Here is a 20,486-nt window from a genome sequence, read left to right on the forward strand (position 1 = left end):
ACTTGAATTACCTATTTAAGTGCGTATGATCCGCGCAAATTTAACTGACTGAGTGCTAATTATGATTAATAAAAAACTCCCTTTGCTAGATATCCATCGCCATTTAGACGGTAATGTTCGTGCGCAAACTATTCTTGATTTGGGCCGTCAGTTCAATATCAAATTACCCGCCGATAATGTGGCGGCGCTAATACCGCATGTGCAAGTCATTGATCCAGAACCAAACCTAATGGCCTTTTTGCAAAAATTAGATTGGGGTGTCGCCGTACTGGGTGATTATGATGCCTGTCGTCGTATTGCAATTGAAAACATTGAAGATGCACAAGCGCAAGGTTTAGATTATGTTGAGCTTCGTTTTAGCCCTTATTATATGGCGCAAAGCCAAGGGCTGCATCCGCAAGGCGTTGTAGAAGCCGTGGTTGATGGTATAAAAAGTGCCACTCAAAGCAGCAGTGTTAAAGCTAATTTAATTGGCATTATGTCACGTACTTATGGCACCAAAATTTGTCAACAAGAGCTTGATGCGTTGCTTGCATTTAAAAATGATTTAGTGGCTGTAGATTTAGCCGGTGATGAAATTGGTTTTCCGGGAGAGCTATTTGTTGATCACTTTAAACAGGTCCGAAATGCCTACCTAGCCGCTACTATTCATGCGGGCGAAGCACTTGGTGCTGCAAGTATTTGGCAAGCAATTAATGAGCTTGGAGCAGAGCGTATTGGCCATGGTGTAAAAGCGATTGAAGATGTAAAGCTAATGGACTACCTGCGAGATAATCGCATAGGCATTGAATCATGCTTAACCAGTAATGTGCAAACGAGTACCGTTGCTAGCTTAGATGTGCATCCACTGAAACGCTTTTTAGATCATGGTATTTTAGCGTGTATTAATACGGATGATCCTGCTGTTGAAGGCATTGAAATTGAGCATGAATATGCAGTTGCCGCACCAGCGGCTGGTCTGACGCAAGCTGACATGGAAAAAGCGCAAGTAAATGCACTCGAGATAGCCTATTTGAGTGATGCTGAAAAGCAACAGTTAAAACAGAGTGCCGCTGCTAAATAGCAGCGACGCACGCCACCTAATGTTCTTTTTGACAGCTTAAGTAGTTGTCAAAAAGAGCTTTAAGAATATCGCTTCGGCCAATCATACCAATCACCGTTGTGCCCTCTACAACAGGGTAATTTTTTGGCTTTCCCGTTTTCATTTGTTCGGCTAGTTCAATAATATTGGTATCACCGCTGACGGTAACCACATCAGTTTGCATCAGCTGAGCTACTTTGACTACGCCATCACAAAAATAACTATTTTGCATTAAAGGTTTTAGTAGTTCTTGTTCAGAAATAAAACCTACCAAACACTTATCCTCATTAAATACAGGTGCCCCCATCAGTTTGAATTTTTGTAATTCTGAAATAGCCGTAGTCATTTCAGTTTCAGGTGTGATATTGGGTAGTTTGCGTTGCATAAAATCTTTTACTTTTGTATTTAACATTTGGGTCTCTCCCCGTTAATGACTTGTACAAAGTATGGTTAATGAATGGGTTTTTGGGAAATTGTTTATGTTGATTGCTCTGATAGGTTAAAACAATCAGATCACCAGTTGTTGGTAATTTATTTATTTTCCGGGCAATCAATATCAACGTGGTATTTTGCTTTAACTAACTCAATATAGTGTGAGAGACTTTTGTGTGAACTGGTGTTGAATGTATTCGCTAGTGAGGTAATGCTTTGAATGCGATCTAAGCGAAATTCCCGATAGTCATTACGTAATTGGCAGTGAGCGATGAGCGTCCATTTTGCGCCCCAATATACGAGCCCAAGAGGATCTACAATGCGGTGGCTTGGCTGCTGGTTAACATCTAGGTAATGAAATTCAATACAGGTTTTATTGGTAATAGCTTTACGAAGTTGCAATGTAATTTCTTGATGGGTTTTATCATGGTTAAAGGCCGATACTAAATAAGGTAATTCTTCGACTTGCTGTTTTAGCTTTTCAGGCAATACGGCATTTATTTTAGCTATTGCAGCTTGGGCTTTGGCAGCTAATTGTGGGTCAGTCCATGCACTCACCATTTTACTACCTAGTAGAAGCGCTTGTAATTCTTCTAATGTAAACATCATTGGGGGAAGATCGTAGTGTGTTATTAGGTAACCAACCCCCGTATCACCTTCAATTGGCACGCCAGAACTTTGAAGGTGTTGAATATCGCGATAAATGGTTCGTTGAGATACTTGCAGTCGGTTAGCAAGTTCATTTGCAGTAACCGCAAAGCGGCGACCTTTTAGCATATTTACTAATTGAAACAGCCGCTCTGATTTATGCACGAACGTATCCTTTATCGTTTAAGTTAATGTATTTAAGCGGATTTTTGGGAAGTAATTTAACTCAGACTTTAGGTAGCTCAACTTTGCTGGCAAGCTGTTTGGCTTAATACTTCGTAATGGGTTAATTGTACACTTTGTTTTTCAATTAATGCTGCAAATTGTTGGCACTGCTCGTTTTCAAAAAACATATCACTCACTCGTTTCGCATCTGCGGGAGTCGCAAAGTATATAACATCAATATATTGCTGGGTTTCTGCTTGTTTAGCAAGTGAGCGATAAAACACTCCTGGTTGCTTGTCGATAAAGTTTTGGAAGGTATTATTGGCGATATGAAATTGTGCCAAATCTGTGTCGTTATTTAGTTTAAAAGTGATAACTTCGATTACGTTAGTGGTCATAATTGTGCTCCTTGTTTAAGAGCGAACAGTAAACCATAATGTATTGTCAGGGAGTGTCAGTAGCCAGCTTAATTATATCAATTTGGTGCAATTGAAATAATTAAGCTGGCTATAATGGATTTTTTATTACTTAATAAACGCGAATGCGTCAGCGTACATGTTTTCGCGGATTGCACCATGAGCAATAAAATCATCTCGTACGATGCCAATCATGTCAAAACGCCCTGCCATGTAAATATCATATGGCGAAAGGGAGGCAATATCGCTCATCACGGCTTTATGTACGTAGCCAGTATGGCCTGTCCAGCTGACTGTTGGGTTTTCAACGACAGGGATAAAAGTAAAGTTTTCTCGGCTATTAGCCCACGTTTGCATTTCAGTGTGTGCATATAAAGCCGATTCTTCACGTACACCCCAGTAAAATAAAACAGGGCGGTCACAACCAATTTCGCTTAAATGATCAGCCATTGATTTTGCGTATGAAAAACCAGTGCCGCCAGCGAGTAAAATAATCGGGCGTTCGCATTGTAGGCGTAGTTGCGAAATACCTAAGCCCGTTTCAATGGTTACTTTGGTATTGTTAGCGTGTGCATCACGTAAATGTTCAAGGGTTTGCATGGCGTATGAGTCAACTGCAGATGCGCCAATATGTAATTCAAGCTCGTCGCACTGTGAAGGACGGCTAGCAATTGAAAATGCACGCTTGTCTTTCTCACCAAGCACAACTTGTAAGTATTGGCCTGCTTCAAATTTAACACTTTCAATTGGTTTTAAAATAACTTTGTGAACAAATTCAGTTAATGGGCTGATAGCAACAACGTCAGCATGTAATGTTTGCATGGTTTACCTTTTAGCACTGTTTGCAGATACGCATTCGAATTTCTCAATTCTAGCATATCTGCACAGGGGTTTTATAGACTGTTAATTCATCAGTTAGATGATCAAACTATAGAATATCAAGACTTTGCCAAATATCATCAACACGGTCTTTAGTGGCTTGGTCCATAACGATAGGTTCACCCCATTCGCGAGTTGTTTCACCAGGCCATTTGTTGGTTGCATCCATACCCATTTTAGAACCAAGGCCAGAAACAGGTGATGCAAAATCTAAATAGTCAATCGGTGTATTTTCAATTAAAGTTGTATCACGAGCGGGATCCATGCGTGTTGTAATAGCCCAAATTACGTCGTTCCAGTCTCGGGCATTGACGTCGTCATCACACACGATTACAAACTTAGTGTACATAAATTGACGTAAAAACGACCATACACCCATCATTACTCGTTTAGCATGGCCAGGGTATTGTTTTTTCATGGTCACGACAGCCATGCGGTATGAGCAGCCTTCAGGCGGTAAGTAAAAATCGACAATCTCAGGAAATTGCTTTTGTAAGATTGGTACGAATACTTCGTTTAGTGCAACGCCTAGAATTGCAGGTTCATCTGGTGGACGGCCGGTAAAAGTACTGTGGTAAATTGGATCCTTGCGATGCGTCATATGCGTGACGGTCATAACTGGAAATTCATCCACTTCATTGTAGTAACCAGTGTGATCGCCATAAGGACCTTCTGGCGCTACTTCACCAGGGATGATATAGCCTTCCAATATGATTTCAGCACTGGCAGGCACTTGTAGATCATTTGATATCGACTTAACTACTTCTGTTTTGCTACCACGAAGTAAGCCAGCAAATGCGTATTCACTTAGGGTGTCAGGTACAGGCGTTACTGCACCTAAAATTGTAGCAGGATCTGCGCCAAGTGCGACTGATACAGGGTAAGGTTCGCCAGGGTTTTCTTTACACCATTCTTGAAAATCAAGTGCGCCGCCACGGTGTGAAAGCCAGCGCATGATTATTTTGTTTTTACCAAGTAATTGTTGGCGGTAAATACCTAAGTTTTGACGCTTTTTGTAAGGTCCTTTGGTGACGGTTAAGCCCCAAGTGATAAGGGGAGCTACATCGCCAGGCCAGCAATGTTGGATTGGCAGTTTAGTTAAATCTACCTCATCGCCTTCAAGGATAATTTGTTGGCAAGGTGCTTTTTTTACTTCTTTGGCTGGCATATTAAGTACTTGCTTAAATACCGGAATTTGCCCTAGCGCTTCTTTAATGCCTTTTGGTGGTTCTGGCTCTTTTAGAAATGCCAGTAGTTTACCAACTTCACGAAGCTCACTAACATCATCTTTACCCATGCCCATAGCAACACGTTTAGGTGTGCCAAATAGGTTGGCTAAAACAGGCATCGAATGCCCTTTGGGGTTTTCAAACAGTAAAGCTGGGCCTTGAGCTCGCAGCGTGCGATCGGCTATTTCGGTCATTTCTAGGTAAGGGTCAATTTCTTGGTGAATACGTTTAAGCTCACCTTTTTCTTCTAGTAATTTGATAAAATCACGGAGATCTTTATATTTCATTGTCGGCTGCTTTAAGGCTTAAATTAGAATCATTATACTTGAGTCATTTTTATTAGCGAGTTTACTCGGCTTTGTTTATGCTACATTATTATTTTTCATTTATTGCCTTTCTCACATTAAAGTTTCATTGGGCTATAGTTATACTTTAGATAAGAAAGGGGGGTTCACTTGCGCAAAACTTTTATTGATAAGGTATTAATTTTAAAAGTAATTATTTTTATGGCCTGCCTTCATTGTCGTACGGGTATTGCTGCCGATGATTTATCCACTATTATTTCCCCGGCTCTTTTTAAAAACCACAGTGCTATTATGTTAATTATTGACCCTGAGTCAGGTGATATTGTTCAAGCAAATGATGCCGCGGCCTTATTTTATGGTTTCAATGTAAGTGAGCTGGAAAAAAAATCTATTCAGCAAATTAATATTTTTACTAACGAGCAGGTGGCACAAGAGCGTGCAGCTGCACGTACTGAAGGTCGTAATTATTTTGTTTTTAAACATCGTTTAGCAAGCGGTGATATGCGTACTGTCAGTGTCTATTCAACCCCCTTTAATGTTAATGGTAAAACACAGCTGTTGTCGGTGATTCATGATATCTCTTCACAACGAAGCTTAGAAAAAGAGTTATGGCGTTACCAAGAAAACCTCGAAGAGCTAATTCGTATACAAATAGGTGAAATAGAAAAGAAGCAAAGTGATCAGCTTTTACTAGCGATTATTTCAATTGCTTTACTATGCGTACTATTACTAATTTTAAGTGTACTGGCAACACGATTACGAAGAGCAAAGCGAGCAGCGCAGCAAGATAGCTCTAAGCTGCAAGCTATTTTTGATAGTATTGATGACTTACTTATTTTTGCTGAACCGAACCAACGTATTTCTGCTGCAAATAAAAAAGCACAACAAATACTAACCGCTAAAATGCCACTTTTTGGTCGTTTTATGTATGAGTTTGAGGTGAGCCAAACACTATCTAGCGATGCAATTAATGAGCATGAATATAAAGGTGCAGAAGGAAATTTTTGGGGGGAATATACCTGTACGAAAGTGGTTGATAATGATGCTCGTCACTTGGGAAGCATTCATTTTATACATGATATTTCAGAGCGTATAGCCACGCGACGTCAACAACGTTTAGCGAGTACTGTTTTTGCGACTACTAATGAGGGAGTGTTTGTTTCCAATGGCAAAAACGAAATCATTATGGTGAATCGTGCTTTTATAAATATTACAGGTTACTCACAAGATGATGCCTTAGGGAAAACGCCAAGTTTACTTAACTCTGGCCGACATAATAGTGAGTTTTTCAAAGCGATGTATTTGCAATTAAATACACAAGGGCAGTGGGAAGGTGAAATATGGAACCGACGTAAAGATGGTTGTATTTACCCTTGCTGGCTGAGTATTGCAGTCGTTTTTGATGATACAAAAAATATAGAAATGTTTGTGGCAATTCTAAACGACATTAGCTTACGTAAAGAAAATGAACAAGAAATGTGGCTGCAAACTAATTTAGACACGTTAACAGGCTTGCCAAATAGGCAGCACTTTTATAATAAGGTTGATCAGCAAATGTTGCATGCTCAAGCAGAGCAAAAACGCTTAGCTATTTGCTTTATTGATTTAGATCGATTTAAAAGTGTGAATGATACCCTCGGACATGCAACGGGAGACTTATTATTATTAGAGGCGTCAAAACGAATAAAGGCGTGTATGAGTAGTGGTAACCTTGTTGCGCGCTTGGGGGGGGATGAGTTTTCTCTCCTGCTGACGAACATCAATACTGTTAATCAAATTGAACATATTGCGTTAAAAGTACTTAATGCTTTGAACTCACCTTTTGTAATCGCAGAGCATGAAGTATTTGTTTCGGGCAGTATGGGTATAACGCTTTACCCTGATGATGGCTTGGAGCGTAAAATTCTTATTCGCAATGCAGATAGTGCAATGTATAAAGCGAAAGAAAAGGGGCGAAATTGTTTTGAGTTCTTTACACCAGGCATGCATGAACAGGCACAAGCTCGCAGTCAGCTTGAGGGGGCGTTACACAAAGCGCTCAGTAACAATGAGTTTACGATTCATTATCAACCAATTATAAGTATTGATGGTGAAAGGCTCGGTTGCGAAGCTCTACTGCGTTGGTATAACCCAGAATTAGGTCATGTTTCGCCTGCTGATTTTATCCCTATTTGTGAAGAGCTAGGCTTGATAGTGCCGATTGGCGCATGGGTATTGCGTGAAGCATGTCAGCAAGCCAGTAACTGGTGTTGTAAGCTCGATGGTAACTTCTTTATTACGGTTAACTTCTCTAGTGTGCAGTTTGTCCGACAGAATGTATCTGAATTAGTTAAAGAGTGCTTGGCTGAAACAGGACTCGCAGCAGAGTGTTTAAGTCTTGAAATTACTGAAACAGTGCTTGCAGATAGTAGTGATACAACATTAAAGCAATTACAAGCAATTCGCGCCCAAGGCGTTGGTTTAGCAATAGATGACTTTGGGACCGGCTACTCTTCTTTAAGCTATTTAAAGCGCTTTCCGTTAACTAAGCTCAAAATTGATCGCGAGTTTATAAAAGAACTACCTGATAACACTGAAGATTGTGCTTTGGTCAGTGCCATTATTTCCATGGCAAATAATTTAAAACTAAAAGTGATTGCCGAAGGGGTTGAAACTCAAGAACAAGAGGATTTTCTACGCAATTTAAATTGCGATTACATACAAGGGTTTTTATATAGTAAGGGCTTACCGAATGATGAATTTGAGTTGTTTTTAGAAGCGAATAGCTCGCACATTAAAATTTAAACCTTTCAACAGCACTTGCTAAAGAGTGAGCTAGTTGGTTTACATTCTCACTTTGGCTGGCTAAAGTGTTGGCGTGGTTAGCATTATTTTGTGCTTGTATAGTTACTTTAGCCATGATTTGTTTAATATCATTACTGTTATCAAGTTGATGGTGTGAAGAGTTAGCTATTTGCTGACTCATTTGGTTAATTGTGGCTAAGGTACTTTTTATTTTATCGACTGCTTGGTTTAGCTCACTGCTGTTTGTTACGCATTGTTGTGCTTGTTGTTGGCCATCGTTGATTTCATGATGGGCAGAACTGGCTTGATGTTGTAACGTTTGGATCATGGTATGGATTTCGCTCGTTGAACTTTGCGTTCGCGCAGCAAGAGAGCGAACTTCGTCGGCCACAACAGCGAAACCGCGGCCATTTTCACCCGCTCGGGCGGCTTCAATCGCAGCATTGAGGGCAAGTAAATTAGTTTGCTCGGCAATGCTGCTAATAGTATCTACAATTGCGCCAATTAATTGGGTGTGTTGCGTGAGCTCTTCTGTACAAAGTACTGCTTGATCAAGACGAGTAAGTAGCGCTTCAATTCGCTGACTATTCCTATCAGCAATTTGGTTTACGTCATTAGCAAATTGCGAAGCATTGGCTATTTCATTAGAGGTAATATCAGCTTGTTCACATACTGTTTGAGAATTGTTTAGCATATTTTCGGCAAGTGATGCCGCGTCTGCGATTCGTGTAAGTTGCTGCTGTGCTGCAAGAGTCATTTGCTGCCCTTGTTCGCTGGTGCTAATTGCTGATTGGTCCAAAGTATGTGCATTGTCGCTGATATCAACGAGCAATTTACTTAAATCATCACTGAGCCGATTAATATTATTTAATAATGCGCCGAACTCATCATCACTGCGTGGGTGAGTACGTCTTGATAAATCTCCTGATGCTATTCTGGATAGCGCTTTATTTACCGCATTTAAGGGTTTAAGCATTGATCTTGTAGTCAGCACAGAGATCAAAGCTGCAAATGAAATCAGTATGAGGCTAATAATTACAGCCAATGTAGAGCCTGTACTTATTGTTGACTTTGCATCGTTTTGTAAGGCTGTAAAGCGTTGATCAGCAAGTTGAGTAAGTTGGATTATTAGTTGTTCGGTATCTTGAAATTGTTGCTGAAAATCTGTGAATGTTTTTTCGGCTAAAATGCGATTAGTAAGCATTGTATTTTGCTGCTGGTAAATGGTAGCTAGTTGTTCATTAACGTCAGCCATTTGAGCTGTAAGAGACGTAAAGTTTGCTGCATTGTGTAGTTCACTGGCTTGTTGCTGTAAATAGGTAAAGTTTGAGCGAATATTATCAAGTAAAAAATCAGTGTCTTGTTGGTGCTCGCTAAGCACTTTTAGTGAACTAATGTACTTAATACTTTTTACATTACTGGCAAGAGTGAAAAGTAGATCATCTATTCGAGTTGCAGTACCCACGATTGAATCCAATAATCGCTGTTGTTGACTGGTTACTTCTAAAAGCTCTAAATCAAGTAGCGCGTTACTTAAAGTAGCGAGATTCTCTGTATAAAAACTGCTTGATTTTTCGACAGCAATGCCAGCGTCTAAGCCAGATTTTTTTGCACTGAACATGCTGGAGCTAGTCTCAGCGAGGTTTGTATAGCTATTACCTATAAGTGATAGTAGCGATTGCATTTTTGGCTGATCTTGTAGCTGTTGCTGCAGTTGAGAGAGCTTTTCGTTTAGCTTTTTTTGCTCAGCTATTGTGCGTTGCTGCTCTTGCTGTAATTTTACTACTGTACTTTGGCTATACGCGACGGCATTAAATTTAGTGATCGACAGCAGTGATAGTTGCAGTGCCTTACTTTGCTGCTGCACAGGGACTGCGAGCGTTTCAATATCTGAGTTTGCGATGCTAATTTTGCCAAGAGACCAATAAAAAAAACTACTACTGGCTAGCATCAGCAGACCAATTGCGGAAAATGCAAATACCACTTTATATTTTATTGCAATTGTTTGCATAGCACACTCATAAATACAGGCTAAATAATGAGTGTAGCAGTCTTTTTATAAAATATAAGGATGAGAGGATATTGAGTTATTGTAAATTGCAGTGGTATTTATTGCCATCGATAATCAGCATAGCCTCTTTGCCTTTAGTCCAAAATAGCACGTTTTTGTTGGTGTATTTTACGCCTGATGCACTGCGTTGCCTTATTAGTTGATATTGGTGTTTATTGTAATCAAGCGTTGCAGACTCTTCATCTTGGTTGGTTATGGTTGCGTTGAGTTTGCTATCACATGTAAATGTATCAATATTCTCCTGCTGTGTGCAGGCGCTGAGTGTGATTAATAAGCTCGTAGTCAATAGTAGTGCTTTATACATAAAAGGTATCCTTGAGTTATGGTATTTGCACAGCATAGCAAACGAAAATTAACCGTTGGTGAAAGTGTCGCTTTACGCTATGTTAAAATCAAATAATTTTAAAATTTAAGGAACAAGGATGGCAGGCACAAACCTTTTAACATTGCTTGATGATATAACTGCGCTATTGGATGATATAGCTACTATGAGCAAGGTTGCGACTAAAAAAACGGCGGGTGTGCTCGGTGATGATCTAGCCTTAAACGCACAGCAAGTGACAGGGGTAAGTGCAGATCGAGAATTACCCGTTGTATGGGCTGTTGCTAAAGGCTCATTTTTAAATAAAACCATGTTAGTTCCTGCGGCATTGTTGATCAGTGTGTGGCTGCCGTGGTTGATAACGCCCTTATTAATGATAGGTGGTCTTTTTTTATGTTTTGAAGGTGCTGAAAAGTTAGTGGAGAAAGCTTTTCCTGCGGCTAAATCTAATGATCATAATGAGGCGGCAGATATTGATTTAGTTGAATATGAAAAACAAAAGATAAAAGGGGCAATCCGGACAGATTTTATTTTATCAGCAGAAATAATAGTAATTACTCTTGGGACTGTTGCGGGAGCGAGTTTACTTAATCAGGCACTTGTACTAAGTGTAATTGCCGTACTGATGACGATAGGTGTATATGGTCTCGTTGCTGGGATAGTAAAACTGGATGATGCCGGATTATATTTGCTTAAACAAGCCCTGCAAACAGGTAATCGCTTTAAAGAAATATTAGGTAAGGGTTTACTAGCGGCTGCCCCACGTTTAATGCAGTTTTTGGCTTTTGCAGGCACTGTGGCTATGTTTTTGGTGGGGGGCGGTATTTTAGTGCACGGTATTAGTATACTTCATCATTGGCAACTAACTGTTACTGATTATGGTTTATCGCATTTAGGAAGTGTTGGAGAGGTAATTGCGCCGCTTTTGTTTGATGGTACTTTAGGTTTGTTGGCTGGTGCGATGATTGTGCTAATACATTATATTGTGATGAGATTTATAGCAAAAAAGCCGACAGCTTAACTTTGTCGGCAAAGTGTTAATAGAGACTATAAAGTTAGTGCGTACTAAATGATTCATTTGAATCAGCAGGAACTTCGCAACATTTAACGCTGGTAGGCTGTATTGGCCGTTGATATACGGATAACACCCGTCTAGCTAAAAATCTTTTTTAAGTTGTATAAAATGCTTTTTTATACAACAATGCAGTAAATAAAAAAGGGTACAAAAAGATGGTTTATTGTTATTACCAATATAACTTTTTAATTTAAGGGTAGTATAAGTCAGTACATAATAAAATCAGAACAAAAAAGGAATATTTGTGAATAAAAAAATTTTTTTTATACTTATTACGTTATTAACAATTAGCGTGAGTTACGCCAAAGATACACCGTTGCCTGTTGATCTATTTAGTAAAGATGTCGAATATAACAACGTTAAAATCTCACCAAAGGGTACTTATCTTGCAGTATTAACTAAAGCTGAAGGTAAAAGTGTACTGGTGATTTTTGATGCAAAAAGCTTTAAACCAAGCCATGCCGTTAGATTTCCAGCTAATGCACAAGTGGGAAACTACTATTGGGTGAATGATGAGCGCATAGTGCTTGAAAAGCAATATTTGAAAGGTTGGCAAGATCACCCGCAATATCATGGCGAGCTCTATGGTGTTAATGCTGATGGCTCTAAAGCAATGTATTTAGTAGGGTATCAAGGTGAAATGCAAACCGGGAGCCGTTTAAAAAAAGCCACGCCTATTTACGGCACCTCTTTTGTGCTTGATCCCTTAGTGAACGATAAGCGCAAAATGCTGATTGTCACTTACCCATGGACAGCAAACAGTGAGCCACATACCGTTGTTTATGAAGTGGATGTTTTTTCAGGTAAACGTCGTAAAGTGACCACTTCACCTTCAAAAATGGCACAGTTTTTAACGGATCATGAAGGCAATGTGCGTATAGCTTCGTCTAGTGATGACCTAATTAATGCAAAAATACACATAAAAGAAAAGTCTGGCGGAGATTGGAAACTTTTTGATTTTACTGATGTGAATTATACCTCCATTTACTTAGAGACATTTGATAAATCGGGGGACAATATTTTTATGTCTGCTTCTTTAAATGGGGAGCCTGACGGGTTATATAAATTAAACCTTAAAACAAAAAGTGTTGAACTAGTACATAAAGAAAACAGTGTCTCACCAAAGAAAGTGTGGATTGATGAAGCATCGAAAGAGTTATTTGCCATTGAGACTGAGTTAGGGTACCCGACTTATGCATTTATAGATTCTGATTCACCCAAAAGCGCACGTTTAAAATCATTTTTGGCTTCATTGCCAGGTAACCAAGTACAGCTTGTGAGTAGCACTGCTGATGGCAATACTAATATCATTATTGCATCAAGTGACCGAAATCCTGGTGACTATTATATCTTTAATGCACAAGCTAACAAGCTACGTTATTTATTTTCAGCACGTAGTTGGCTAAAGCCTGAATTAATGGCTGAAACAAGACCAATTAGCTTCACCAGCCGCGACGGTTTAACTATTCATGGCTATTTAACACTCCCTAACAATGCAACAGAGAAAAATTTGCCTCTGGTTGTTATGCCTCATGGTGGCCCTCATGGTCCTCGTGATTGGTGGGGGTTTGATCCCGATGCACAGCTGTTAGCCAATCGCGGTATGGCGGTATTAAAAGTGAATTTTAGAGGTTCGGGTGGTTTTGGTCGTAACTTTGAGCATGCAGGGCATAGAAAGTGGGGAGCTGAGATCCAGTACGATATTATTGATGGCGTAAAACACCTAATTGAGCAGGGAACTGTTGATAAAAATAACATGTGTATTATGGGGGCCAGTTTTGGTGGTTACTCAGCCTTGCAAAGTGCGATTATAGAGCCTGATATGTTTAAGTGTGCTATCGGTGTTGTTGGTGTTTACGATTTACCACTGATGTTTGATGAAGGCGATGTGGCAGAGCGTGAGAGTGGTCAGCGTTACCTTAAAAATGTACTTGGCACTGATGAAGCCCAACTAAAGGCCTTCTCCCCAAGCTACAATATCGATAAGTTAAAAGCACCTGTGTTAATAGTACATGGTGGGGAAGATGAGCGAGCACCTATTGAACAAGCTGAATCACTTGTGGCCGCGCTTAAAAAAGCGAATCATCCTTATGTTTACGAGTTATTAGAAGATGAAGGGCATGGGTTTTACAAGCCAGAGCATCGCACTCGTTATTATAAGCAGGTGTTGGCATTTTTAGACCAGCATTTAACCTTGTAAAAATATGATCTTTATAATTAAAATGGCAAGCTTATAGCTTGCCATTTTTTATTTGCAGCTATTCTCTTGGCATAACTCTTTGAGTTGCACTTTTGCTTTATGGTTATTTTGTTGTGCGGCTTGCTGATACCAATAGATAGCTTGAGTTATATCTTTTGTTACACCTTCACCATCACGATACATTTGCGCAGTATTAAGTTGTCCCCACTGAGAACCTTCCTTACTGGCGAGCAAAAAGCTTTCAAATGCATCTTCAAATAAGCCATCTTTATAATATACGATCCCTTGCTGATTATTCTTATTGAGCTTTACACCTTCATATAAGGGTTTTGGTGTCGGTGGAAACATAACAAACCCACCATATAAACTGTATGCGTATGGGCGAAGTACATTATAAATAGCACCGTCATCGTATAAGCGCTTTACTTCCTTGCGGGGTAAGGTCAGTGTCTTTGATGAAAAGTAATCTTTTTGCACTAATAAGCTAGTGCGCATTGCCATTGTGATTGCTCTATCGCGTTTGTAACGATAATTGCTGATTTGAAAGGTAATAAACTTTTCGTCGAACTCGAGTACTTGTGCCACTTTCAAATTTTCTGGACGTAATGGTTCATGCGAAAACTTGTCAGCTTTTACTAAATAGGTATCAAATGCTTGAGGTGAATCTAGAATCATTTTCTTTGTTGTGAGTTCCTCAAGATGTTGTGCGTAAAAATATATACATAAACATATCAGTAAGAGTGAGCCTGCAAAATACTTTACTAATGACAGTTGCTCTAACAATGGCAATTTGATGATTGACACAGGTTCGCTGTGGCGGCAATTAGCACATTGGTATTTATATCGCCATGCCAGTGGCAGGATAGGTAGGATAGTAAAACGTAAAAAGCGACTATGGTTTTTTAATTGATAGTCATTGCTGTTGCACTGTGGGCAGGTTTTTGTTTTGCTGAAGAATGACAGTGAGTTGCTGGTATTAAAAAGTAGCATGTAGTCCTTGGTCCCTTCCTTGTTTTACATAAGTTAAAACAAGGAAGGTGAGAAGCAAAGCTGCAAACTGTAAGAAAATATGTATTATTTTGCAGGTTTTGGTTTGATTGTTGTTCTAGCATCAGCAGCCATAAAAGCAAACACAGCATAAGCGGCCGTATTTTGCTTCAGTTTTTCAGGGTCTACTTTATCAAGTGTGTCATCAGCCGTGTGGTGGTAATCAAAATAATCGGTACCATCTTGGTGTAAATCAAAAATAGGTGCGCTGGTGGCATTTTTCAATGGAATTAAGTCAGGTCCACCGTTAGCGGTATTTTTTGCAATGTATTGAACATTGAGTGGGGCAAGTTGTTTAGCAATAGCACGCACCACCGGGAGTGACTGCGCAGATACATTTGACTCAAAGCCATATACTACATCAGCCCCAAAATCAGATTCAGCTGCGGCAACAATATTATCAAGCTCTTTAGCATGTTGCTTAAAGTAGGCTTTAGCACCCCATAACCCCAGTTCTTCGGCGGCAAATAATACCACGCGGATACTACGCTTAGGACGCTTTATTTCGCTAATATGTTTTGCTGCTGCCATTGTTAATGCAACACCTGCACCATCATCGAGCGCACCAGTGCCTAAATCCCACGAATCTAGATGACCGCCAATAAGTACATATTGTTCAGGGTTTTGGGTACCATTGAATTGGCCTATCACATTAAAGCCAGTACCTTGACCACGATCTTCATTTTGCACATTGATATTTACAGTAACGTTTTTGCCCAGCGCAATGAGGCGAGCAATTTGGTCGGCATCAGGGTTAGCAATTGTTACGTTAGGGATTTTTGTTACACCGTCTTTATAGTGGCTACCACCAGTATGTGCAAAACGGTGATGTGCAGTACTGACTGAGCGCATCATATAACCAATTGCACCTTTTTTAGCGGCTTCAACAGAGCCAGTTGAGCGTGCACGAACGGCAGGGCCATAACCATTACCATCAATGTCGCGGTTCATACGGTAGTTAATATAAGCAATTTTACCCTTCAAGCTATTTGCTGGGGCTGCGATCAACTCATCAAGGGTTTCAAATAATATAACTTCAGCAGTAATACCGTCTTTTGGTGTGCTCACACTATGACCAAGTGCGGTTAAATGTAGTGTTTGTTCACTCGGGGTAAGAATTTTACCGCTTTCACTGAAGCGGCGCCATTCAGGGAACGTGGCTTCTTCTAGCCATACTTTATCAAAACCCAGCGCTTGAAATTTTTCTTGTGCCCATGCAACGGCTTTTTTATCATTTTCTGTACCAGGAAGGCGTGGGCCTATCTCAGTAGTAAGAGATTCCAGTAATTGATAGCTTAAGTCACTGTTGCTAGCATTTGTTCTGAGCTCTGCTACTTGCTTAAGTTGTTGAGCTGTAAACTCAGGCTCTGCTGCACTTACCAAAAAGCTGCTAGCAAGCAGAACCCCTGTGATGATTTTTTTCATTATTGACCTTGGCTTGTTAGATATTTACCGACTATTTAACCATTAAATGACCGACTTAAAAAATATAATGAGATAAAAAGTAAAAAGCCCGCAGTTTAACGTGCGGGCTTTTTAAAATTACTAACTAATTTAGAAATTAAACTGCGCTGCTAAACGTAAGCTAGTGCCTTCGCCGACCGTTACATTGTTTGTACCACCACCGCCAAGGTAGTTGGTATCAAATAAGTTTTCAACGTTAAGGCGTAAGTTAATATCGGTGTTACTCATAACAAATTTATAAGTTGCACCCACATCTACACGCGTATAAGCGTCTTTGGTAATTGTATTTTTACTATCAGCAAAGCGATCCCCTTCATAAAAAGCACCAGCATTGAACGCAATCGCATCGTTTAATTCGTAGCGAGTCCAAAGTGATGCAGACCATTTAGGTGCATCTGCAGGGCGTTTACCTTGTAATTTAGCATCGCGCTCGTAATTTGCATCTAAATACATGGTTGATGCCATCACAAATAGGCGATCAGTTACCGCCCCTTGTGCTGCAAGTTCAAAGCCTTTATGACGTTGTTCACCAATTTGAGTGGTAATAGTTGTAATATCGCCAATAACGACAGGTAAATCTTCAGTAACGAGCGTGCCTGTTTTGCTAATGTCGAAAAGTGCACTGCTAAGCATTAAGCGATCATCAAACAATTGCCATTTAATGCCTACTTCTCTTTGCTCAGAGGTAACCGCATCAATCTTCATACCATCATTAATATCATTTTGATTATTAATAGTTTCGTTTTGAGGTTCAAATCCTTCAGAGTAACTAGTATATATCGTCGCTGATTCATTGGGGTGATATAGCACGCCGAATTTAGGTAAGAAAGATTCGTTATTTCTACCTTTCCTCGTTTGTTTATCGTAACGACCACCAAGTGAAACTTGCCACTGTGGTGAGAAAGTAATTAAATCTTGTATATAAATACCGTAGTAATCGTATTCAGTTTCGCTTGTTCTATCTGGTGTTTTATAGCTTATATCAGGTCGAGCAGGCTCATTTTGACCAGCAGTGAAGTTAAAAGAGTCTGCAGAGGTAAGTAATCGGCGGTAAAAGTAGTCAAGCGAGTTAGCACCCACTAAAAATTGATGTTGTATGCCCGCAGTTTCAAATTCACCGATAAAATCAACGAATGCGGTGGTAAACTGCCAATCATCATAGCGATCGTACGGGTTTGATTTATAGCTGTTTGTTGCCTCATTAAAACTACTTTTACTTGGTGAAGATTCAAAACGTTGGCGTTCAAACGTCTGTTCGTTATAACCAAGGTTTACTTGCCAGTTGTCAGATAAAAACACATTAAAATCAATGCCTAGGTTTTCAACTGTAATATCAGTAAATGCCCAAGACATATCGCGAATTGTTTTATCATCACCAATTACATTGGTATTTTCATCAATCCATGCGCCTGTATCTAGGCCTGCTTTATCATCTGTACGATCATAATGTACGCGTACTAATGCATTATCACTGATATCGTAATCAACCACGAAAGCACCTAAAAAACGGTCGCGTTCGCGGTTTTCGCCATTTTGGTATTCACGCCAGTACTGCACATCTTGTTTTACTAAAATACCACGGGCGCGTAAATCTTCAGCATCAGTGAGCGCACCTGCGGCATCGACCATAAAACGTGTAGAACCATGCTGGTCGACATCGCCACCTACATTAAAAATTGTTTGTGCAGTTGGCTTTTTTGTCACCATATTAACCAAGCCGCCAGGACCTGATTGACCATATAAAATACTTGATGGTCCTTTAATAACTTCTACTTGCTGTAAAATCTCAATCGGCTGTTGATAGTGAGACCAATGCTGATGACCATCACGTAAGTAACCTGTTGATGAACTTAACCCAAAGCCACGTAAATTAAATACTTCGCGGTTACGTTGTTGTGAGCCAGCGGTTAGGCTGGCATCGTTTGTTAATACTTCGCCCAGTGTTGTGGCTAATTGTTCATTCACAATTGTGTCAGTGATGACGGTGACTGATTGTGCGGTTTCAAGCAATGAAGCTGATGTGCGCATAGCGCCTTTTGCATGGTCTACTTTATAGTCATTGAAGTAAGTACCTTTAACTTCAATTTTTTCTATGTTTTCATCCGTAGTTGAGGCGTGTGCAGCGGTTACAGAGGTAAGCAGTGCAAGATAAAGCGGGCAAAGTTTCATTAAATGGTTCCGGCTGAGTGAGATAAAAAGCGATGCGGATCTTAATGAAAATAGATTTTATTTACAATGCCTTTATTGATTGATTTATAATAAAGGCCTTAATGGTTGCTATGGCTGATTTCTGCTATCATTAGCGCAACTAGAGGCAGGGCTATTCCTTGCTAATTTATTTTTTGTTTCGGGATTTATTGTGACTGCTACTGCTTTTTCATCACTCGCTTTACCATCAGGTTTGGTTGATAACTTATCTACTTTAGGTTACGCCCACATGACTGCTGTACAAGCTCAAAGTCTTCCTCCAGTACTTGAAGGTAAAGATATTATTGCACAAGCTAAAACGGGGTCAGGTAAAACTGCGGCGTTTAGTTTGGGTGTATTGGCCAAGCTTAATGTTAAGCGCTTTCGTATTCAATCTTTGGTGCTTTGCCCAACGCGTGAATTAGCGGAGCAAGTTGCTGTTGAAATGCGTAAATTAGCACGCGGCATTCATAACATTAAAATACTCACCTTATGTGGTGGTGTATCGATTGGACCGCAAATAGGCTCGCTTGAACACGGCGCGCATATTATTGTTGGTACGCCAGGGCGTGTTGATGATCATATCCGCAAAGGTACGTTACGTTTAGACGACGTAGAAACTTTAGTGCTTGATGAAGCAGATCAAATGCTTGATATGGGCTTTCAAGATACGTTAGATGCAATTATCGAGCGTATACCAAAACAACGTCAAACATTACTATTTAGTGCTACTTTCCCGCGCGCTATTGAAGCAATCGCTAAACGGGTGTTAAGTAACCCTGTAATGGTGAAAGTTGAAGAAGAGCAAGAAAAAAGCACTATCAAACAGTACTTCTATAAAATGGATAATAACAAACAACGTTTTAATACTTTAAAATTGTTGTTGTTAAAGTTTCAGCCAGAAAGCTGTGTGGTGTTTTGTAACACCAAAGTTGAAACTCAACAAGTATGTGACGATCTAGCTGATGAAGGGTTTAGTGCAGTTTCATTGCATGGTGATTTAGAGCAGCGAGATCGAGAGCGTACACTTATCCATTTTTCGAATAAAAGCGCGTCAATATTAGTGGCTACAGACGTTGCAGCGCGTGGTTTGGATATTGACGACATGGATATGGTAATTAACTATCACCTTGCTCATGACCCACAAACGCATGTACATCGTATTGGTCGTACTGGCCGTGCGGGTAAAAAAGGTATTGCGTGTTCTATTTACGGTGATGCAGAGCAGTTTAAAGTGGCGCAAATTGGTGACCACTATGAATGCGACTTTTTACCAGAGCAATTACCACCATTTAGCTTACTAGAAAAACCGCCTTACAAGCCTGAAATGGTGACACTGATGATTGATTCAGGTAAAAAGCAGAAGGTCCGTGCAGGTGATATTTTAGGAGCACTAACAGGTAAAGATGGTGTCGCAGGGCGTCAAGTTGGTAAAATTAATGTACTTGATAACGTAGCATTTGTAGCCGTTGAGCGTAACTCTTCAAAACCTGCACTACGTAAATTGACCGAAGGTAATATTAAAGGCCGTAAAATTCGCGCTCGTCGCTTAACGCGTTAATAATTACCCGTTACATATTGTTGAGCAGCTACTCTTTAGCTGCTCGTATTCACTCTTCAATTGTTTAAATTTATCTGCATTGCCGTGTGTTTTATCCGGATGGTATTGTATTGCTAGCTGTCGCCAGCGTTTTTGCACATCTTTTATCTTACTTTGCGGTGGTAATTGCCAGCGTTTTAAAAGCAATTCTCGGGTTATTATATCTACTTTTAATGTCGAGCCAGTCTTAGTTGTGAAGCTATGCCAAAAGCTATTTAATAACTTTTCTATTTCAACACTGGATGTCTCAAAATTATTCCAGTCAAGGTAGTAAATACGTAGCGGATCAGTTGCATTTAATGCTGAGTGATTAGATGGCGCAGTGATTAATTCAATATGTAAACTGGATATCAGTAATTGCTGCGTTGGCAATACTTGCTGTTGAAGCTGATACAAAGCGTTCATGATTAAAAAGTTACGTTTAAATAAGTCACGTTCAGGAAGAGAGTCTAAATTATTAATGACACCACGGTCTTTTAATTTCAATGCTAAAGTATGAACCATCCACACTTGCTTTGTTAAAATCAATTCAAAAATCTCATCAATCAGAGGGTTAAGCATTGTTTGCAATCTAGTAATTA

At 39.8% G+C, this 20,486-nt stretch carries 16 protein-coding genes; 5 read left to right on the plus strand and 11 right to left on the minus strand.

Annotated features, from left to right (window positions below; genetic code table 11):
* Positions 1 to 61 precede the first annotated feature (61 nt).
* On the plus strand, positions 62 to 1,063 hold the full coding sequence (add, locus tag HJP15_RS07055) for an adenosine deaminase (RefSeq protein WP_054454413.1): 1,002 nt from the start codon (positions 62 to 64) through the stop codon (positions 1,061 to 1,063).
* A 16-nt stretch (positions 1,064 to 1,079) separates the two neighbouring features.
* On the opposite strand, the gene HJP15_RS07060 is transcribed toward add, so the two are convergent.
* The 5 genes from HJP15_RS07060 to ubiD all read right to left on the minus strand — a co-directional run bounded on the left by HJP15_RS07060 (position 1,080) and on the right by ubiD (position 5,137).
* Positions 1,080 to 1,493 (minus strand): CBS domain-containing protein, encoded by a 414-nt coding sequence (locus HJP15_RS07060; RefSeq protein ID WP_054205228.1) that lies wholly within the window; start codon positions 1,491 to 1,493, stop codon positions 1,080 to 1,082.
* Between the two features lie 119 nt (positions 1,494 to 1,612).
* Positions 1,613 to 2,326 (minus strand): helix-turn-helix transcriptional regulator, encoded by a 714-nt coding sequence (locus HJP15_RS07065; protein WP_054454409.1) that lies wholly within the window; start codon positions 2,324 to 2,326, stop codon positions 1,613 to 1,615.
* Positions 2,327 to 2,403: 77 nt separating this feature from the next.
* The gene (locus tag HJP15_RS07070) at positions 2,404 to 2,724 is read right to left on the minus strand and encodes a hypothetical protein (protein ID WP_054205226.1); all 321 of its coding nucleotides are present in this window, start codon (positions 2,722 to 2,724) and stop codon (positions 2,404 to 2,406) included.
* Between the two features lie 126 nt (positions 2,725 to 2,850).
* Complete coding sequence (fre, locus tag HJP15_RS07075) at positions 2,851 to 3,564, minus strand: NAD(P)H-flavin reductase (protein ID WP_170173341.1); 714 nt, start codon at positions 3,562 to 3,564, stop codon at positions 2,851 to 2,853.
* Positions 3,565 to 3,670: 106 nt separating this feature from the next.
* Entirely contained in the window at positions 3,671 to 5,137 is a 1,467-nt protein-coding gene (gene ubiD, locus HJP15_RS07080) for a 4-hydroxy-3-polyprenylbenzoate decarboxylase (protein WP_170173342.1), read from the minus strand.
* Positions 5,138 to 5,305: 168 nt separating this feature from the next.
* Between ubiD and HJP15_RS07085 the strand changes: the two genes are divergently transcribed.
* Complete coding sequence (locus HJP15_RS07085; protein WP_235575764.1) at positions 5,306 to 7,939, plus strand: sensor domain-containing protein; 2,634 nt, start codon at positions 5,306 to 5,308, stop codon at positions 7,937 to 7,939.
* Here the strand turns inward: HJP15_RS07085 and HJP15_RS07090 are convergent.
* Entirely contained in the window at positions 7,929 to 9,950 is a 2,022-nt protein-coding gene (locus HJP15_RS07090) for a methyl-accepting chemotaxis protein (protein WP_170173343.1), read from the minus strand. The genes HJP15_RS07085 and HJP15_RS07090 overlap by 11 nt on opposite strands.
* 76 nt (positions 9,951 to 10,026) lie before the next feature.
* On the minus strand, positions 10,027 to 10,314 hold the full coding sequence (locus HJP15_RS07095; RefSeq protein WP_170173344.1) for an MliC family protein: 288 nt from the start codon (positions 10,312 to 10,314) through the stop codon (positions 10,027 to 10,029).
* 118 nt (positions 10,315 to 10,432) lie between these two features.
* Here HJP15_RS07095 and HJP15_RS07100 point away from each other — a divergent pair, with 118 nt between their 5' ends.
* Both HJP15_RS07100 and HJP15_RS22305 read left to right on the plus strand, forming a co-directional pair.
* Entirely contained in the window at positions 10,433 to 11,353 is a 921-nt protein-coding gene (locus HJP15_RS07100; protein ID WP_170173345.1) for a DUF808 domain-containing protein, read from the plus strand.
* Between the two features lie 298 nt (positions 11,354 to 11,651).
* Positions 11,652 to 13,607 (plus strand): prolyl oligopeptidase family serine peptidase, encoded by a 1,956-nt coding sequence (locus HJP15_RS22305; protein WP_170173346.1) that lies wholly within the window; start codon positions 11,652 to 11,654, stop codon positions 13,605 to 13,607.
* Between the two features lie 48 nt (positions 13,608 to 13,655).
* Here HJP15_RS22305 and HJP15_RS07110 read toward each other — a convergent pair whose 3' ends face one another.
* The 3 genes from HJP15_RS07110 to HJP15_RS07120 all read right to left on the minus strand — a co-directional run bounded on the left by HJP15_RS07110 (position 13,656) and on the right by HJP15_RS07120 (position 18,287).
* Positions 13,656 to 14,597: a tetratricopeptide repeat protein gene (locus HJP15_RS07110; protein WP_054205219.1), complete on the minus strand. Its 942-nt coding sequence runs from the start codon at positions 14,595 to 14,597 to the stop codon at positions 13,656 to 13,658.
* An 84-nt stretch (positions 14,598 to 14,681) separates the two neighbouring features.
* The gene (locus HJP15_RS07115) at positions 14,682 to 16,079 is read right to left on the minus strand and encodes a M20/M25/M40 family metallo-hydrolase (protein WP_054205218.1); all 1,398 of its coding nucleotides are present in this window, start codon (positions 16,077 to 16,079) and stop codon (positions 14,682 to 14,684) included.
* Between the two features lie 129 nt (positions 16,080 to 16,208).
* A complete protein-coding gene (locus tag HJP15_RS07120) occupies positions 16,209 to 18,287 on the minus strand; it encodes a TonB-dependent siderophore receptor (protein WP_170173347.1) in 2,079 nt (692 codons plus the stop codon).
* A gap of 190 nt (positions 18,288 to 18,477) precedes the next feature.
* On the opposite strand from HJP15_RS07120, the gene dbpA reads away from it, so the two are divergent.
* On the plus strand, positions 18,478 to 19,866 hold the full coding sequence (gene dbpA, locus HJP15_RS07125) for an ATP-dependent RNA helicase DbpA (protein ID WP_054205216.1): 1,389 nt from the start codon (positions 18,478 to 18,480) through the stop codon (positions 19,864 to 19,866).
* A 3-nt stretch (positions 19,867 to 19,869) separates the two neighbouring features.
* Here the strand turns inward: dbpA and HJP15_RS07130 are convergent, their stop codons facing one another.
* A complete protein-coding gene (locus tag HJP15_RS07130; protein WP_170173348.1) occupies positions 19,870 to 20,466 on the minus strand; it encodes a DNA-J related domain-containing protein in 597 nt (198 codons plus the stop codon).
* Between the last annotated feature and the right edge of the window lie 20 nt (positions 20,467 to 20,486).

It is taken from the genome of Pseudoalteromonas sp. NEC-BIFX-2020_002 (assembly GCF_013002825.1).
In the GTDB taxonomy this organism is placed as follows: domain Bacteria; phylum Pseudomonadota; class Gammaproteobacteria; order Enterobacterales; family Alteromonadaceae; genus Pseudoalteromonas; species Pseudoalteromonas neustonica.